Raw genomic sequence first — 16756 nt, forward strand, 5'->3', positions numbered from 1 at the left:
ATTCAGGCTATGTGGCGGACAGTGTACCACCCGGGCCGCTTCGCGCCCCAATCGCCACCAAGCAGGCCCCACAGGGGGCATGCAGGCCTCAGGTACTGCAGCGCCCTCTGGAGGCCGGCTTGCCGGCGATTGGCCCTCAAGTCAAACCGAGCTGCGCCCAAATCCTTCGAACGTCGCGGCGCTCATCGATAAACTGTGCCGCATCGATCACCCCGGCTTGCTTCTGCAGGGCCTGGCGGTGCGAGGCTGAGCGAAACGCCTTGTACACTTCACGCAACAAAACCGCATCGCTGGCCGGCATCAAGCCTGCCTGCTCCAGCTCTTCCAGAATGCGAATGTTATCGGTCCAGCGCAGTATGGCCGGATGGTCGTGTGACCAGGCCAAAGCGGCGTATTGCACCATAAATTCGATATCGACGATACCGCCGGCATCCTGCTTGATATCGAACGCCATCCCCGTATCGAAGGCATTGCCCGCGGTGCCTGCGGCGGTAGCCTTGGTGCCGAGGTTGTCGCGCATCTTGGCGCGCATCTCGCTGACTTCGCTGCGCAGCTTGTCCAGGTCACGGGCCTGGCCCAGAACCTTGGCACGCACCGCCTCGAACGCTGCCGCCACCTGCTTGCAGCCCACCAGCACGCGGGCGCGCACCAGGGCCTGATGTTCCCAGGTCCAGGCTTCGTTCTGCTGGTAGCGCTCGAACGCGCCCAGCGAGCTGACCAAAAGCCCCGCGGCGCCCGAGGGCCGCAGGCGCATGTCGACGTCATAGAGCTGGCCGGAATTGGTTTGCGTGGTCAGCAAATGGATGATGCGCTGGCCCAGCCGCGTGAAGAACTGCGCGCTGTCGATCGGCTTGGCGCCATCGGTTTCCGCCTGCGGGTCACCGTCGTGGATGAACACCAGGTCCAGGTCCGAGCCGTGGCCCAACTCCAGGCCGCCTACCTTGCCGTAGCCAAGGATGATGAAGCCCGGGTCGCACAGGCTGCCATCGGTGCGCTTGGGCTGGCCGTGACGCGCCACGGTCTGGCGCCAGGCCAGGGCCAGCACCTGGTCAAGAATGGCTTCGGCCAGCCAGGTCAGGTAGTCGCTGACTTTCATCAATGGCAGGTTGCCACTGATTTCGGAAGCGGCCACGCGCAGGCTGTGGGCCAGCTTGAAGTGGCGCAAGGCCTCCATCTGTTGCTCAAGATCGTCCTCGGGGATGCGCGTCAGCCGCTCCCGCAGCTCGGCGGCCAGCTCCGGCGCCAGCGGCGGGCTGAACAGGCGGCCTTCATTGAGCAACTCATCGAGCAGCAATGGGTAACGGGCAATCTGTTCGGCGATCCACGGGCTGGCGGCACACAGGGTCAGCAGGCGGCGCAAGGCCCCCGGGTTTTCAGTCAGCAGCACCAGGTAGGCCGAACGCCGCGCCACAGCTTCGACCAGCGGCAACACCCGCTCCAGCACCAGGTCAGGGTTGTCATGCTCGACCGCCTGGGCCAGCAGGCGCGGGATGAAGGCATCCAGGCGTTCACGGCCGATGCGCTGCATCGACCGCAACTGTGGGCTGGCACGCAGCCCCGCCAGCCTGCGCAACGCTTCGGCGGGCTGCTGGAACCCGGCTTCTTCCAGCTGACGGCCGGCGGCCTCCTCATCCTGCGCCTGCTCCCACAAGGGCGACCACTCGCCGCCAACCACCAGGTCACCCTCGCCGTCTTCTTCGTCCGGGTCGGCGATGACCTGGCGGAAGTGCCAGTCGACACGGCCGCGCCAGTGCATCAGCTGGTCGTGGAAACGCTGCCAGCCGCTAAAGCCAAGCACATAGGCCACGCGCTCACGGTCAGTCTCATCATCGGGCAGCATCTGCGTCTGGCGATCGGCAATGGCCTGGATGGCGTGCTCGGTATAGCGCAGGAACTCATAGCCTTCGCGCAGCTCCGCCACCACAGCCGGCGGCAGATAGCCTTGGCCTTCCAGGGTCGCCAGCACTTTCAGCAAGGGCCGCTGCTGCAGGCTCAGGTCACGCCCGCCATGGATCAGCTGGAAGGCCTGGGCGATGAACTCCACTTCACGGATGCCACCGGCACCGAGCTTGATGTTCTCGGCCATGCCCTTGCGCCGTACCTCCTGCTGGATCAGCTGTTTCATGGTGCGCAGCGCTTCGATCGCCGAAAAGTCCAGGTAACGCCGGTACACGAACGGGCGCAGCATCTCCTGCAATTGCGCGCCTGCCGCCTGGTCGCCAGCCACCACCCGCGCCTTGATCATCGCGTAGCGTTCCCAGTCGCGGCCCTGATCCTGGTAGTACTGCTCCAGGGCATTGAAACTGAGCACCAGCGCACCGGCCGAGCCGTAGGGGCGCAGGCGCATGTCGACGCGGAACACGAAGCCATCGACGGTGACCGGGTCGAGCGCCTTGATCAGGCGCTGGCCCAGACGGGTGAAAAACGCCTGATTGTCCAGCGAGCGCTTGACCCCTTCGGTCTCACCGCCCTCGGGGAAGGCGAAGATCAGGTCGATATCCGATGACAGGTTGAGCTCGACCGCCCCCAGCTTACCCATGCCCAGCACCACCATATGCTGCGGTTCGCCGCTGCGGTTGCCGATCGGCGTACCGAACTGCTGGCAGTGGCGCGGATACAGCCATTGATACGCTTCGTCGATGGCCGCGTCAGCCAGGTCGGACAGGTCACGGCAGGTCTCGCCCAGTTCGGCCTGGCGGGTGATATCGCGCCAGATGATGCGCAGCTGCTGGCGGTTGCGCTCGCGGCGCAGGTTGCGTGCCAGCTCGTCTTCACTCGACGCCGCCTGGGCGGCTGCCGCAATGTGCCCACGCAGCTCGCCCGGCGCATAACGGCGGTCCATCTCGCCGCTGGCCAGCAGGGCAAACAGCATCGCCGGCTCACGCTGGGCCAGGCCGAGCACGAAGTCGCTGGCGGCGGCCACCTGGTCGAACTGTTGCCGGTGAGCCGGGCTCCAGGCGTTCGGGTCGAGCGCCGGGTGGCTGCTCAGGGCATCGAGCAGAAACTGCCGATTACGGGCGACCAGCGGTTGCAGGGAGGCAGGCAGTTCGAGCGGCAAAGGCAGGCGCATGGTCTATCCTTGATCGGCGAGAAAGAGAGAGGAAAAAGCGGCCACGAGGAAACCGGACCACGGTTGGACTGTCGTACAAAAGTTGGAAATAGCTGAAAAAAACGAATCATTGGCAAGAAACATCAAGAATCACCCGCTCGTAGCACAACGCCAACCAACATGAACGTTTTTCCTCACAAGCCACGGTGCGACCAAACGTCGCATTTGTGTAGTTTTACTACTACCCCACCCGTGCAAAAGCATGAAATGCGAAAGCAAATGTAGTAAAACTACACGCCGCCGGGTCACACTCCGGTAATCCAAGAATTCACGACGTCTGCCCATAAGGCCAGTCGCAAACTCAGGCCCCCGATTCTGGTGGCCTTTCCGCCCTGGAGCAAGCCATGCAAGACCTCGATCCAATCGAAACCCAGGAATGGCTGGATGCCCTGGAGTCGGTCCTCGACAAAGAAGGCGAAGACCGCGCTCATTACCTGATGACCCGCATGGGCGAGCTGGCCACCCGCAGTGGCTCTCAGCTGCCGTACGCGATCACCACGCCATACCGCAACACCATCCCTGTCACCCACGAAGCACGCATGCCTGGCGACCTGTTCATGGAACGCCGCATTCGCTCGATGGTGCGTTGGAACGCGCTGGCCATGGTGATGCGCACCAACCTGAAGGATTCGGACCTGGGCGGCCACATCTCCAGCTTCGCCTCCAGTGCCACCCTGTATGACATCGGCTTCAACTATTTCTTCCAGGCCCCGACCGAAGAACACGGCGGCGACCTGATCTTCTTCCAGGGCCACGCTTCGCCAGGCGTTTACGCCCGTGCCTTCATGGAAGGCCGCATCAACGAAGAGCAGATGAACAACTTCCGTCAGGAAGTGGACGGCAAAGGCCTGTCTTCGTACCCGCACCCATGGCTGATGCCTGACTTCTGGCAGTTCCCGACCGTTTCGATGGGCTTGGGCCCGATCCAGGCGATCTACCAGGCGCGCTTCATGAAGTACCTGGAAGCCCGTGGTTTCATCCCGGCCGGCAAGCAGAAGGTCTGGTGCTTCATGGGCGACGGCGAGTGCGACGAGCCGGAATCCCTCGGTGCCATCGCCCTGGCCGGCCGCGAGAAGCTGGACAATCTGATCTTCGTCATCAACTGCAACCTGCAGCGCCTCGACGGCCCGGTTCGCGGCAACGGCAAGATCATCCAGGAACTCGAAGGCGTGTTCCGTGGCGGCGGCTGGAACGTCAACAAAGTCGTCTGGGGCCGCTTCTGGGACCCACTGCTGGCCAAGGACACCAACGGTGCCCTGCAGCGCCGCATGGACGAAGTCATCGACGGCGAGTACCAGAACTACAAAGCCAAAGACGGCGCGTACGTTCGTGAGAACTTCTTCAACACCCCAGAGCTCAAGGCCATGGTCGAAGACCTGTCCGACGACGAGATCTGGAAGCTCAACCGTGGCGGTCACGACCCGTACAAGGTCTATGCGGCCTACCACCAGGCGGTCAACCACAAAGAGCAGCCGACCGTCATCCTGGCCAAGACCATCAAGGGTTACGGCACCGGTGCTGGCGAAGCCAAGAACACCGCGCACAACACCAAGAAGGTCGACGTCGACAGCCTGCGCCACTTCCGTGACCGCTTCGACATCCCGGTCAAGGATGCCGACCTTGAGAACCTGCCGTTCTACAAACCCGAAGAAGGTTCGGCCGAAGCCAAGTACCTGGCCGAGCGCCGCGCAGCCCTGGGTGGCTTCGTACCGCAGCGCCGTGCCAAGAGCTTCAGCGTGCCGACCCCGCCTCTGGAAACGCTGAAAGCGATCCTGGACGGCTCGGGCGACCGCGAAATCTCCACCACCATGGCCTTCGTGCGTATCCTTGCGCAGCTGGTCAAGGACAAGGACATCGGCCAGCGCATCGTGCCGATCATCCCGGACGAAGCCCGTACCTTCGGTATGGAAGGCATGTTCCGCCAGCTGGGCATCTACTCGTCGGTCGGCCAGCTCTACGAGCCAGTCGATAAAGACCAGGTGATGTTCTACCGCGAAGACAAGAAGGGCCAGATCCTCGAGGAAGGCATCAACGAAGCCGGCGCCATGTCGTCGTTCATCGCTGCCGGTACCTCGTACAGCTGCCACAACCAGCCGATGCTGCCGTTCTACATCTTCTACTCGATGTTCGGCTTCCAGCGTATCGGCGACCTGGCCTGGGCCGCTGGCGACAGCCGCACCCGTGGCTTCCTGATCGGCGGCACCGCCGGCCGTACCACCCTCAACGGTGAAGGCCTGCAGCACGAAGATGGTCACAGCCACATGATGGCGGGCACCATCCCGAACTGCCGCACCTATGATCCGACCTACGGCTACGAGCTGGCGGTGATCATCCAGGACGGCATGAAGAAGATGACCGAAGAGCAACAGGACATCTTCTACTACATCACCGTGATGAACGAATCCTACCAGCAGCCAGCCATGCCGGCCGGTGTCGAGGAAGGCATCATCAAGGGCATGTACCTGCTGGAAGAAGATACCCGCGAAGCCGCGCACCACGTTCAGCTGATGGGCTCCGGCACCATCCTGCGCGAAGTCCGCGAGGCGGCGAAGATCCTGCGTGAAGAGTTCAACGTCGGTGCCGACGTGTGGAGCGTCACCAGCTTCAACGAACTGCGTCGCGACGGCCTGGCCGTGGAACGCGCCAACCGCCTCAAGCCTGGCCAGAAGCCTCAGCAGACTTACGTCGAAGAGTGCCTGGCCGGTCGCAAAGGCCCGGTCATCGCGTCCACCGACTACATGAAGCTGTTCGCCGAACAGATTCGCCAGTGGGTACCGAGCAAAGAGTTCAAGGTCCTGGGTACCGATGGCTACGGTCGCAGCGACAGCCGCAAGAAGCTGCGTCACTTCTTCGAAGTCGACCGCCACTTCGTGGTGCTGGCTGCCCTGGAAGCCTTGGCTGACCGTGGCGAGATCGAACCGAAGGTGGTGGCCGACGCCATCGTCAAGTTCGGCATCGATCCGGACAAGCGCAACCCACTGGACTGCTGAGGAGTATTTTTAAGTGAGCGAACTCATTCGCGTACCTGACATCGGCAGCGGTGAAGGTGAAATCATCGAGCTGTTCGTCAAGGTCGGTGACCGTATCGAGGCTGACCAGAGCCTGCTGACCCTGGAGTCCGACAAGGCCTCCATGGAAATCCCGGCCCCCAAGGCCGGTGTCATCAAGGAACTGAAGGTCAAGCTGGGCGATCGCCTGAAAGAAGGCGACGAGCTGCTGGTACTGGAAGCCGAGGGCGCCGCTGCGGCGGCCGAGGCTCCCGCTGCCGCACCTGCGCCTGCCGCCGCTCCGGCTGCTGCTGAAAAGCCAGCTGCCGACGCCGCCCCTGCGCCGGCTGCAGCCCCTGCTGCCGCCAGCGTGCAGGATATCCACGTACCGGACATCGGTTCGTCGGGCAAGGCCAAGATCATCGAAGTACTGGTCAAGGTCGGCGACACCGTCGAAGCCGACCAGTCGCTGATTACCCTGGAGTCGGACAAGGCCTCCATGGAAATCCCTTCGCCCGCCGCAGGTGTGGTCAAGGAAGTGATCGCCAAGCTGGACGACGAAGTCGGCACCGGTGACCTGATCCTCAAGCTGGAAGTTGCAGGCGCCGCTCCGGCTGCTGCACCAGCGCCTGCCGCTGCTGCACCGGCCAAGGCTGAGGCTGAGGCTGCTCCGGCCGCCGCACCTGCTGCCGCTGCTCCAGCTGCTGCCCCTGCACCGGTCGCTACCGCGCCGGCTGCCGGCAGCAACGCCAAGGTTCACGCAGGCCCTGCTGTTCGCCAGCTGGCCCGCGAGTTCGGCGTAGACCTGGGCGCGGTCACCGCGACCGGTCCGCACGGCCGCATCCTGAAAGAAGACGTGCAGGTGTACGTCAAGTCGGTCATGCAGAAGGCCAAGGACGCACCGGCAGCAGCTGGCGCGACCGGCGGCGCCGGCATCCCGCCGATCCCGGTGGTGGACTTCAGCAAGTTCGGTGAAGTGGAAGAAGTGGCAATGACCCGCCTGATGCAGGTCGGTGCCGCCAACCTGCACCGCAGCTGGCTGAACGTGCCGCACGTAACGCAGTTCGACTCCGCCGACATCACCGAGCTGGAAGCCTTCCGCGTGGCGCAGAAGGCCGTGGCCGAGAAGGCTGGCGTCAAGCTGACCGTACTGCCACTGCTGCTCAAGGCCTGCGCCTTCCTGCTCAAGGAACTGCCGGACTTCAACAGCTCGCTGGCGCCAAGCGGCAAAGCCGTGATCCGCAAGAAGTACGTGCACATCGGCTTCGCCGTGGACACCCCGGACGGCCTGCTGGTCCCTGTGATCAAGAACGTCGATCAGAAGAGCCTGCTGCAACTGGCTGCCGAAGCCGCAGCGCTGGCCGAGAAGGCACGCACCAAGAAACTGTCGGCTGACGACATGCAAGGCGCCTGCTTCACCATCTCCAGCCTCGGCCACATTGGCGGCACCGGCTTCACGCCGATCGTCAACGCGCCTGAAGTGGCGATCCTCGGTGTGTCCAAGGCGACCATGCAGCCCGTCTGGGATGGCAAAGCCTTCCAGCCGAAGCTGATGTTGCCGCTGTCGCTGTCCTACGATCACCGTGTGATCAATGGCGCGGCCGCCGCGCGCTTCACCAAGCGCCTGGGCGACGTGCTGGCGGATATCCGCACCATGCTGCTGTAACACGCAGCCAGCCTGCCCTCCCTTGGGGGCAGGTACCCTTTTCGAGCTGCCACGCTCGTACCTCAACCCCGCCACCTGGCGGGGCTTTTTTTGCCTGTAAGGGCGCGATGAAGCCCCTGCTTTTGCAGGATCGCTAAGGAATCGGCCACCACAGCCGAAAACATATACATGACACCCCTCATGGCCGCTTGCCAGCCTCCGGGACATGATGCAACCTTGCCAGATGCGCCGCCGTCCAGGCCGCGTCACCTCTTCAAGCGAGTCTTCGATGAAAAGCCAACCCGATGCCGCCAGCCGTGTGGCGGCCGAGGTCGTCACGCAGCTTCCCGTGCCTTCACGGCTCGGCATGCTGCGTTTCGAAAGGCTCAACGAAGCCACTTGGGCAATGCTTTACCTCGACCCGGCCTGCGAACGCCAGTTCGGGCTAGCGGCTTCCCAGCTGTGCGCGCTGGTCGATTCACCGTATGCCAGCCTGATGGAGCCTGAGGCCCGCTACCGGCTGCATGACGAGATCCAGCGGCAACTGAGCACCCGTGGCTATTACCGTGTGCGCTACACCCTGCATGCCCAGCCGCGCTCGCTGCGCCTGCTCGAAGCGGGTGAAGCCTACAGGCAGCACAACCGCCAGCTGTTGCGCGGGTTTCTGACGGTACTCGACGACCTGCCCGAAGAGGCTGTCGAAGTGGATGCCGACGACCTCGAATCGCGTAACAGCCGCCTGCAACTTGCCCTGCAGCTGAACCAGCGCGCCCAGCAGGAACAGCTGGAACACCTCGAGCGCGTGCGCAGCCAGCAGGACCTGATCCTGCGCCTCGCCCGCCAGCGCTACAGCGCGGAAAATTCGCTGCTCGAAGCCGCCCAACTGATAACCCGCAGCGCCTGCGAGATCTACAAGGTGGACTGCGCCAGCATCTGGCACCTGGAAGACCAGCGCCTGGAGCCGATCAGCGCCTGGTTGCGCAGCGAGCAAGTGCATCGCCTGCCCGAGCCCATCGATGCCAGCCGCTTCCCCGACTACCTCGATGCCCTGCACGCCAGCCGCGCCATCGATGCCCACAACGCCAACCACGACCCGCGCACCCGTGAACTGGCCGAGAGCCTCTACGCCGACAACAATGCCATGCTCGATGCCAGCATCCGCGTCGATGGCCAGGTGGTTGGCGTGCTGTGCCTGGAGCAGACCGGCCAGCCGCGGACCTGGCAGTCGGACGAAATCGCCTTCGCCGGTGAGTTGGCCGACCAGTTCGCCCAGGTCATCACCAACCATAACCGGCGCACCGCCGCCAGCGCCCTGCACTTGTTCCAGCGCGCGGTGGAGCAAAGCGCCAGCGCCTTCCTGCTGGTCAACCGCGACGGCGTGGTGGAGTACGTCAACCCAAGTTTCACCGCGATCACCCAATACAGCACCGATGAAGTACAAGGCCACCACCTGGCAGAGTTGCCGGCGCTGGAGAATCTCAGCGAACTGCTGTTCGACACCCCGTCGAGCCTGGCCATGGGCAACAGCTGGCAGGGCGAATTCAAAAGCCGGCGCAAGAACCTTGAGCCCTACTGGGGCCAGCTGTCGATTTCCAAGGTGTATGGCGACAACCGTGAGCTCACCCATTACATCGGCATCTACGAAGACGTCACCCAGACCAAGCTGGCCCAGCAGCGCATCGAGCGCCTGGCCTACACCGACAACCTGACCAACCTGGGCAACCGCCCGGCGTTCATCCGCAGCCTCGACGAGCGCTTCGCCCGGGATGAGCAGAGCCCGATCTGCCTGCTGCTGGTGGATATCGACAACTTCAAGCGGATCAACGACAGCCTTGGCCACCAGACCGGTGACAAGCTGCTGATCAGCCTGGCCCGGCGCCTGCGCAACAGCCTGAGCGTTGGCGGCGTGCTGGCCCGCTTCGCCAGTAACGAATTCGCCGTGCTGCTCGACGACACCAGCCTGGAAGACGGTCAGGGCGTCGCCCAGCAGCTGCTGCGCACCCTCGACAAGCCGATGTTCGTCGACAACCAGTTGATCAACGTGACCGCCTCGGTAGGCCTGGCCTGCGCGCCGCTGCACGGCAGTGACCCGACCACCCTCATGAAAAATGCCGGCCTTGCCCTGCACAAGGCCAAGGCCAACGGCAAGCACCAGGTGCAGGTATTCACCGAAGTGCTCAATGCCGAAGCCAGCTACAAGCTGTTCGTCGAGAACAACCTGCGCCGCGCCTTGACCCAGAACGAGCTGGAGGTGTTCTACCAGCCCAAGCTGTGCCTGCGCAGTGGCCGCCTGCTGGGGCTCGAAGCACTGCTGCGCTGGAACCACCCCGAGCGCGGCATGATCCGCCCGGACCAGTTCATCAGCGTGGCGGAAGAAACCGGCCTGATCATCCCCATCGGCAAGTGGGTGGTGCGCCAGTCGTGCCGAATGAGCCAGCAACTGCGCGAGGCCGGCATGGGCAACCTGCACGTGGCCATCAACCTGTCGCCCAAGCAGTTCTCCGACCCCGACCTGGTGGCGTCGATCGCCTCGATCCTCCACGAAGAAGCCCTGCCTGCGCACCTGCTGGAGCTGGAGCTGACCGAGGGCCTGCTGCTGGAAGCTACCGAGGATACCCACCGTCAGCTCGACGAGCTGAAGGCACTGGGCCTGACCCTGGCCATGGATGACTTCGGCACCGGTTATTCGTCGCTGAGCTACCTGAAGAAATTCCCGATCGACATCATCAAGATCGACCGCAGCTTCATCAACGAAATCCCCGACAACCAGGACGACATGGAGATCACCTCGGCGGTGGTGGCCATGGCCCACAACCTCAAGCTCAAGGTGGTGGCAGAAGGGATCGAGACGCCTGAACAGCTGGCCTTCCTGCGCCGGCATCGTTGCGATGTGGGCCAAGGGTATCTGTTCGACCGGCCGATCCCGGGGCGGGAGCTGGCCGAACGACTCAAGCGCTATCCGCGCGGTCCAATGGCCTGACAGCTGCGTAATCCTCGGGCACTATAGAGCCCATTCGGGCCTCATCGCCGGCAAGCCGGCTCCCACAGGTAGGCACCGTTAGCAAAGCCTGTGGGGTTGCTGGTGTAGCTGGCGTGCCGGCGATGAGGCCACATCCTGCCCAACTGAAAACACAGAGGAACGGCCATGGTCCTGCGTTCGGAAATCCTGGTGAACAAAAACGTCATGCCAACCGCGGAACAGGCCCTGCCTGGCCGCGAAACGCCAATGTCCCTGCCCGAGTTCCACTACGTCTTCAAAGACACCCCGCTGCTCGGCCCGTTCTTTGAAGGCAGCGTCGACTTCGCGATCTTCGGCCTGGGTTGCTTCTGGGGCGCCGAGCGCCGCTTCTGGCAGCGTGAAGGCGTGGTCAGCACCGTGGTCGGCTATGCGGGCGGCTTTACCCCCAACCCCACCTACGAAGAAGTCTGCTCGGGCCTGACTGGCCACACCGAAGTCGTCCTGGTGGTGTTCGACAAGGACAAGGTCAGCTACCGCGAGTTGCTGGCGATGTTCTGGGAACTGCACAACCCGACCCAGGGCATGCGCCAGGGCAACGACGTCGGCACCCAGTACCGCTCGGCCATCTACTGCACCTCGCCCCAGCAGCTCGAAGAAGCCAAAGCCAGCCGCGACGCCTTCCAGGCCGAGCTGAACAAGGCCGGTTTCGGCGAGATCACCACCGAAATCGACCAGGCGCCGACCGTGTACTTCGCCGAGGCTTACCACCAGCAATACCTGGCCAAGAACCCAGATGGCTACTGCGGTATCGGCGGCACCGGTGTGTGCCTGCCACCCAGCCTGCAGGGCAACTGAACCATGAGCACGATGACCCTGTTCCACTCACCGCTGTCGCCATTCGTGCGCAAGGTGATGGTCGTGCTGCACGAGACCGGGCAGCTTGAGCGCGTGGCGCTGCAGGGGGTGAACATCACCCCGGTCAGCGGCGATGACCAGCTCAACCACGGCAACCCGATCGGCAAGATCCCGGCCCTGCGCCTGGAAGATGGCACTGTGCTGCATGACAGCCGGGTCATCTGCGAATACCTCGACCTGCAGCATGTCGGCCTGCCGCTGCTGCCGCGCGAGGGCTCGGCGCGCTGGCGGCGCATGACGCTGGTGTCGCAGGCCGATGCGATCATGGATGCGGCGGTTTCCAGCCGTTATGAGAGCGTCCTGCGGCCTGAGGACAAGCGCTGGGACGGCTGGCTCGAAGCGCAGCGGGAGAAAATCCGCCGCAGCCTGGCCAACCTGGAGCAGGAGCACCTGGCTGAACTGATATCCGGCTTTGATCTGGCCGCGATTGGCGTGGCCTGTGCGCTAGGCTACCTGGACTTGCGCCAGCCTGATTTCGGCTGGCGGGAGCAGCAGCCAGGGTTGGCGGCGTGGTATGCCGAGGTGGCCAAGCGGCCGTCGATGGTCGCCACAGCACCGAACGCCTGATACACCGCAATCGCCGGCAAGCCGGCTCCCACCGGGATCGCGCCAGCTTTTGCACGTTGAGCAAGACAGTTGCCCCCACAGGGATGTGGACTGCCCTTCAGAACTGCAGCGAACCTGTGGGGCTTGCCGGCGATTGCTCAGCATGGCAACCATCGGCCTCAGCGGGGCATCACAGGAAACAGCTGCCCAATCCTGTGAGCCAGCCACCGCCCGATCTCTCTGTCCTCCCTCATGCCGCCCTCCCCACCCGGGCCCAGTCCAGGCGACGGGTCAGCACCATGAACACACCCAGCAAGCCAAAGCACAGCAGCGAGCCCATCAACAGCGCATAGTCCTCGGCACTGAGCAGCCCATAGAGCAGTGCGTACAACACCGCCAACCCCGCCGCAAAGCTCACGCCACGCATCAGGCTGCGCAATACGTGGCTCAGGTAGAAGCCGAGCAGCGACACGCAGGCCGAGGCTGACAGGCCATACGCCAAGCCGAAACCGATGTGCTCGGACAACGAAAGCAGCAGCAGGTAGAAGAACGCCAGAGCCACCCCCACCAGGGTGTACTGCACGGGGTGCACGCTGAGGTTCTTCAGTACCTCGAACAGGAAGAAACCGGCAAAGGTCAGGGCGATGAACAACAGCGCGTATTTGATGGCCCGCTCACTTTTGAGGTACTGGTCCACCGGGTCGATGAAACTTACCCCGAAGGTCCGCTCGCTGAACTCCGCACACTGCCCGCTGCCGGCACATTGGCGCAGGGCATCTTCAAGGTTGGTGGCGAAGAATGAGGTCTGCCAGTGCGCGCTGAAGCCTTTGTCGTCGATTTCGCGGCGGCTTGGCAGGTAACTGCCAACGAAACTGGGGTGCGGCCAGTTGGCCCGCATGTCCACGCTGCTGGTGCGGCCCACTGGCAACAGGTGCAGTTGCCCGGTGCCTTGCAGTGCCAGATCGAAACCGTAGGTGAACGCGCGGGCCTGCTGGCCATCCAGTTGCGGCAGCGCGACGTGCACACCACTGCGCAACCAGTCCAGCCTGGTCCCGGCTTCGAACGCCAGGCGCTGGCCATCGATGTCGAGTTCCAGGGCATTTTCAATGCCGCGGATGTCGCTTATGCCGACCACCAGAAACGGCTTGTCGAAGCGGTAGTCGTCGAAGTCCTTGTCGATGCCCCAGCGCTCCGGCAGCTGAAAACGGCCCGCAAGTCGCCCTTTGGCATGGAACAGCCGCGCCTGGTAGATACCCCGCGCCCGCAGTTCGGTGTCCACGCCGAGGTCGGCATCGAAGGTTTCCGGGAGGAAATACAGGTGGCCGGCGACAGTGCTGGTTTCCTGCACGCTCTGGCCGCCCTTGTCGATCCAGCGGCGCTGCACCTTGCGGTACGGCACCACCAGCAGCGGCCCGCTGATCTGCTGGTCGAAACTGGCGCTACGGGCGATGTCCTGCAGTACGTTGTCACGCAGGGCCTGGCGTTCATCGATCAGGCCGTTGATCAGCAGCAACGGGATGAGCAGCAGCATGATGAGCACGGCGATCATGCCGAGTTTGTAACCGAGGGTCTTGTTCATAGGGGCCTCCATTGGCAGTGGGCGCAGTGTCTGCGCCTTGCATGGAGGCATCGAGGAGCGTGTGTGGAGATCGTGTGTACTTTCGAGGGCCAAATCGCTGGCAAGCCAGCTCCCACAGGTCCAGCGCAACGCCCGAACCCTGCGCAGTACCTGCGGGCTGGCCTACCAGCGATGGGCTGCAAAGCAGCGCCAACGCAAAGCCCGAACCCTGCGCAGTACCTGTGGGAGCTGGCTTGCCGGCGATGGGCTGCAAAGCAGCCCCAACAATCTCAGCTCACGCGCCGCACCGGCAGCCATAACCGCACCCGGACCCCGCCATCGACGTTATCCACCGCCAGCGACCCACCATGCAGTTGCATCACCTCATCCACAAAGTTCAGCCCCAGCCCGGTGCTCTTGCGCCCACTCCCCGGCCGCGGCAGCGAATAGAAACGCTCGGCAACCCGGCCGATGGCATACGCGGGTATCGCCTCCCCCTGATTGAACAGGCTCAGCGCCACCCGCTCGCCATCGCGCTCCAGCTCGAACAGCAGCGCCCCGCCCGGCGGGGTGAAATCCAGCGCATTGTCGAGCAAGTTGGCCAGCGCCTGGCGCATGAGAAACGGATCGCACAGCAGCCACATCCCTGCCGGCACCCGCTGGCGCACCTGCAGGCCGTTTGCGTCGATGCGTGCGGCATGCGCCAGCAGCAGCTCATCGACCAACGGGGCCAAGGCAACCTGCTGCTCCTCTTCCAGCGCCTGCATCTGCTCGACCCGCGCCAGGTTGAGCAAGCGTTCGATCATCTGCTGCAGCCGCTCGCTTTCACGCTCGATGTTGCCGGCAAAGCGCGCCCGCTGTTCGGCAGGCATATCACCCTGGAGCAATTCAGACGCACCGCGTATAGCCGCCAGCGGGCTCTTCAACTCGTGCGTCAGGGTGTGAACGTAGCGTTCGACGTACGCCTTGCCCTCAAGCTGTGTGCGCATGCGCTCCACCGCATTGGCCAGGTGCGCCAGCTCACCGCCCTTGTAGTAAGGCAACGCGGCGCGCTGGCCTTCGCTGACCGCCTGCGCATAACGGGCCAGCCGGCGCAGGGAGCGGGCCAGCCACCAAGACAGCGCAGCGCCGATCAACAGGCCCATGCCGATCAGCCCCACCCCCAGGCCAAGCAAGCGCTGCTCGGAGCGGTCGATATACGGTTGCAGCGAGCTGTTGGGCTTGGCCACTGTGACCACGCCGATAACCTGCCCCTGGTCAACGATCGGCGCGGCCACGTGCATCACCGAGGTGCTTTCATCCTCTTCCACGCTGCGGGTGGAACGAGCACCGTACTGGCCGCGCAGCGTCAGGTACACGTCATTCCAGCGCGAATAGTCCTTGCCCAGGTCCTGGCCGCTGGAATCGAGCAGCACGATGCCTTTGGCATCGGTCACGTAGATGCGGTGGCTGACCTGGTTCTTGGCCAGGCCCCAGATCTGCGCGCCCGGGCTGCGCAAGCCGTACGCCTTGAGCACCTCAGGCAGGCGGCTCTGGGCCAGGGTACCGGCCTTGACGTCATCGTGGAGGATCTCGGCCAGGAGGTTGGCCGTGTCGACCAGGGTTTCCTCGGAAGACTGGCGTACCACAGGGCGGATCTGCTCGCGCACGGTATTGAGCAGGAAGTAACCGGCCAAGCCGACGAACAGGAAGTACACCAGAAAGATCCGAATGCCCAGGCGCATCAGGCGTGTTCCGGGCTGTAGCTGTAACCCAGGCCGCGGTGGGTCTGGATCGGCTCGGCGTCGGCAGCTACCTGGCGCAGCTTGGCGCGCAGGCTCTTGATATGGCTGTCGATGGTGCGTTCATAACCGACGTCGGAGGCCACCCCCAGGGCATCGAGCAACTGTTCGCGGCTGAACACACGTTGTGGCTGTTCGAGCAGGCACTGCAACAGGCGGAACTCATGGCGCGTCAGCACCAGTGGCTGAGCGCGATAGCTGATTTGCATGCGCAGGGTATCGAGCTGGAACAGTGGCGCCTCGGTGGTGGTTTCTTGCCGCGGCGCCATGCGCTTGAGGATCGCACGAACCCGCGCCGCCACTTCACGCGGGCTGAAGGGTTTGACCACGTAGTCGTCCGCACCGATCTCCAGGCCGACCACACGGTCGATTTCACCATCACGCGCACTGAGGAACATCACCGGCACCTCACTGAAGCGGCGCAGCTGGCGACAGGTTTCGAAACCACTGATATCGGGCAGACCGATGTCGAGGATGATCAGGTCGGCAGGGCGCAGCCGCTGTTGCTCCAGGGCTACACCACCGAGGGTGACCCATTCGGTGCTATGGCCATCGGCCTGCAGGGCGTAGACCAAGGTATCGGCGATGGCGGCTTCGTCTTCGACGATGAGAATGTGGGGCATCTGAGCTGCAAGCCTCAAGCTTCAAGCTTCAAGTAAAAGCGGATCGCATGAACTTACACCGATCTGCTTTAACTTGCAGCTTGTAGCTTGCAGCTTGCGGCTCGCGACTGCTCAGCAGTCAGGCTTGCCCGCAGTGAAGCGTTTTGCCGGATTTACCGCGGCCTTGAATTCGCGCAACGCCTTGGCACCCACCAGCAATGGGTAGTTGAAGCTGCTGCGGTCGACCAGGTTCACTTCCACGGTGCGCTTCTCATCACCCAGGCACAATTCAAGGTCGATTACCGGCCGGCGCGACAGCTCGGGCGCATCGCCTTCGTCGTCTTCGTCAGCGCGGTTCTTGATCTTGCTGATCCGCGAAACCTTATGCTCGTAGACCTTGCCGTCGGACGCCTTGGTCGCCAGGCGGAAACGCACCCAGTCCTCGCCGTCGCGCGTGAAGCGCTCGATGTCCTTGGCCGACAACGAAGCGGTGTAAGCCCCGGTATCCATCTTGGCCTTCAGGGTTTCGCCCAGTTCAGGCAAAGAAATGTTCTCGTAACGGCCGTAAAGCGTAGGTTCCGCGGCCATTACCGGCAGCGCCAACAGCGACAACAGGGCTAGCATTGGTTTCACAGGCAGGCTTCCTTGAAAGGG

At 63.5% G+C, this 16756-nt stretch carries 10 protein-coding genes; 5 read left to right on the top strand and 5 right to left on the bottom strand.

Annotation, left to right across the window (positions count from 1 at the left end; all coding sequences use genetic code 11):
- Positions 1-136 precede the first annotated feature (136 nt).
- The gene (glnE, locus tag ABRP30_RS26085) at positions 137-3070 is read right to left on the bottom strand and encodes a bifunctional [glutamate--ammonia ligase]-adenylyl-L-tyrosine phosphorylase/[glutamate--ammonia-ligase] adenylyltransferase (RefSeq protein WP_349976586.1); all 2934 of its coding nucleotides are present in this window, start codon (positions 3068-3070) and stop codon (positions 137-139) included.
- Between the two features lie 383 nt (positions 3071-3453).
- Here glnE and aceE point away from each other — a divergent pair, with 383 nt between their 5' ends.
- The 5 genes from aceE to ABRP30_RS26110 all read left to right on the top strand — a co-directional run bounded on the left by aceE (position 3454) and on the right by ABRP30_RS26110 (position 12182).
- Positions 3454-6099 carry a pyruvate dehydrogenase (acetyl-transferring), homodimeric type gene (gene aceE / locus ABRP30_RS26090; protein ID WP_349976585.1) on the top strand — a complete coding sequence of 882 codons (2646 nt, stop codon included), beginning with the start codon at positions 3454-3456 and terminating at the stop codon, positions 6097-6099.
- 13 nt (positions 6100-6112) lie between these two features.
- Positions 6113-7762, top strand: coding sequence for a dihydrolipoyllysine-residue acetyltransferase (gene aceF / locus ABRP30_RS26095; RefSeq protein ID WP_349976584.1), 1650 nt, complete (start codon positions 6113-6115; stop codon positions 7760-7762).
- A gap of 268 nt (positions 7763-8030) precedes the next feature.
- Entirely contained in the window at positions 8031-10721 is a 2691-nt protein-coding gene (locus tag ABRP30_RS26100; RefSeq protein ID WP_241805649.1) for a bifunctional diguanylate cyclase/phosphodiesterase, read from the top strand.
- A 165-nt stretch (positions 10722-10886) separates the two neighbouring features.
- On the top strand, positions 10887-11555 hold the full coding sequence (msrA, locus tag ABRP30_RS26105; RefSeq protein ID WP_267819310.1) for a peptide-methionine (S)-S-oxide reductase MsrA: 669 nt from the start codon (positions 10887-10889) through the stop codon (positions 11553-11555).
- A 3-nt stretch (positions 11556-11558) separates the two neighbouring features.
- A complete protein-coding gene (locus ABRP30_RS26110; protein ID WP_267819312.1) occupies positions 11559-12182 on the top strand; it encodes a glutathione S-transferase in 624 nt (207 codons plus the stop codon).
- A 229-nt stretch (positions 12183-12411) separates the two neighbouring features.
- On the opposite strand, the gene creD is transcribed toward ABRP30_RS26110, so the two are convergent.
- The 4 genes from creD to ABRP30_RS26130 all read right to left on the bottom strand — a co-directional run bounded on the left by creD (position 12412) and on the right by ABRP30_RS26130 (position 16735).
- Positions 12412-13740 carry a cell envelope integrity protein CreD gene (gene creD, locus ABRP30_RS26115; protein WP_241805643.1) on the bottom strand — a complete coding sequence of 443 codons (1329 nt, stop codon included), beginning with the start codon at positions 13738-13740 and terminating at the stop codon, positions 12412-12414.
- 269 nt (positions 13741-14009) lie between these two features.
- Positions 14010-15443 (bottom strand): two-component system sensor histidine kinase CreC, encoded by a 1434-nt coding sequence (gene creC, locus ABRP30_RS26120; protein WP_349976583.1) that lies wholly within the window; start codon positions 15441-15443, stop codon positions 14010-14012.
- Positions 15443-16123, bottom strand: coding sequence for a two-component system response regulator CreB (creB, locus tag ABRP30_RS26125; protein ID WP_241805638.1), 681 nt, complete (start codon positions 16121-16123; stop codon positions 15443-15445). Before creB ends, creC begins: the two co-directional genes overlap by 1 nt.
- Positions 16124-16234: 111 nt before the next feature.
- Complete coding sequence (locus tag ABRP30_RS26130) at positions 16235-16735, bottom strand: ATP-dependent zinc protease (RefSeq protein WP_267819320.1); 501 nt, start codon at positions 16733-16735, stop codon at positions 16235-16237.
- Between the last annotated feature and the right edge of the window lie 21 nt (positions 16736-16756).

The organism is Pseudomonas sp. WHRI 8519 (assembly GCF_040224055.2).
Classification (GTDB): Bacteria; Pseudomonadota; Gammaproteobacteria; order Pseudomonadales; family Pseudomonadaceae; genus Aquipseudomonas; species Aquipseudomonas putida_X.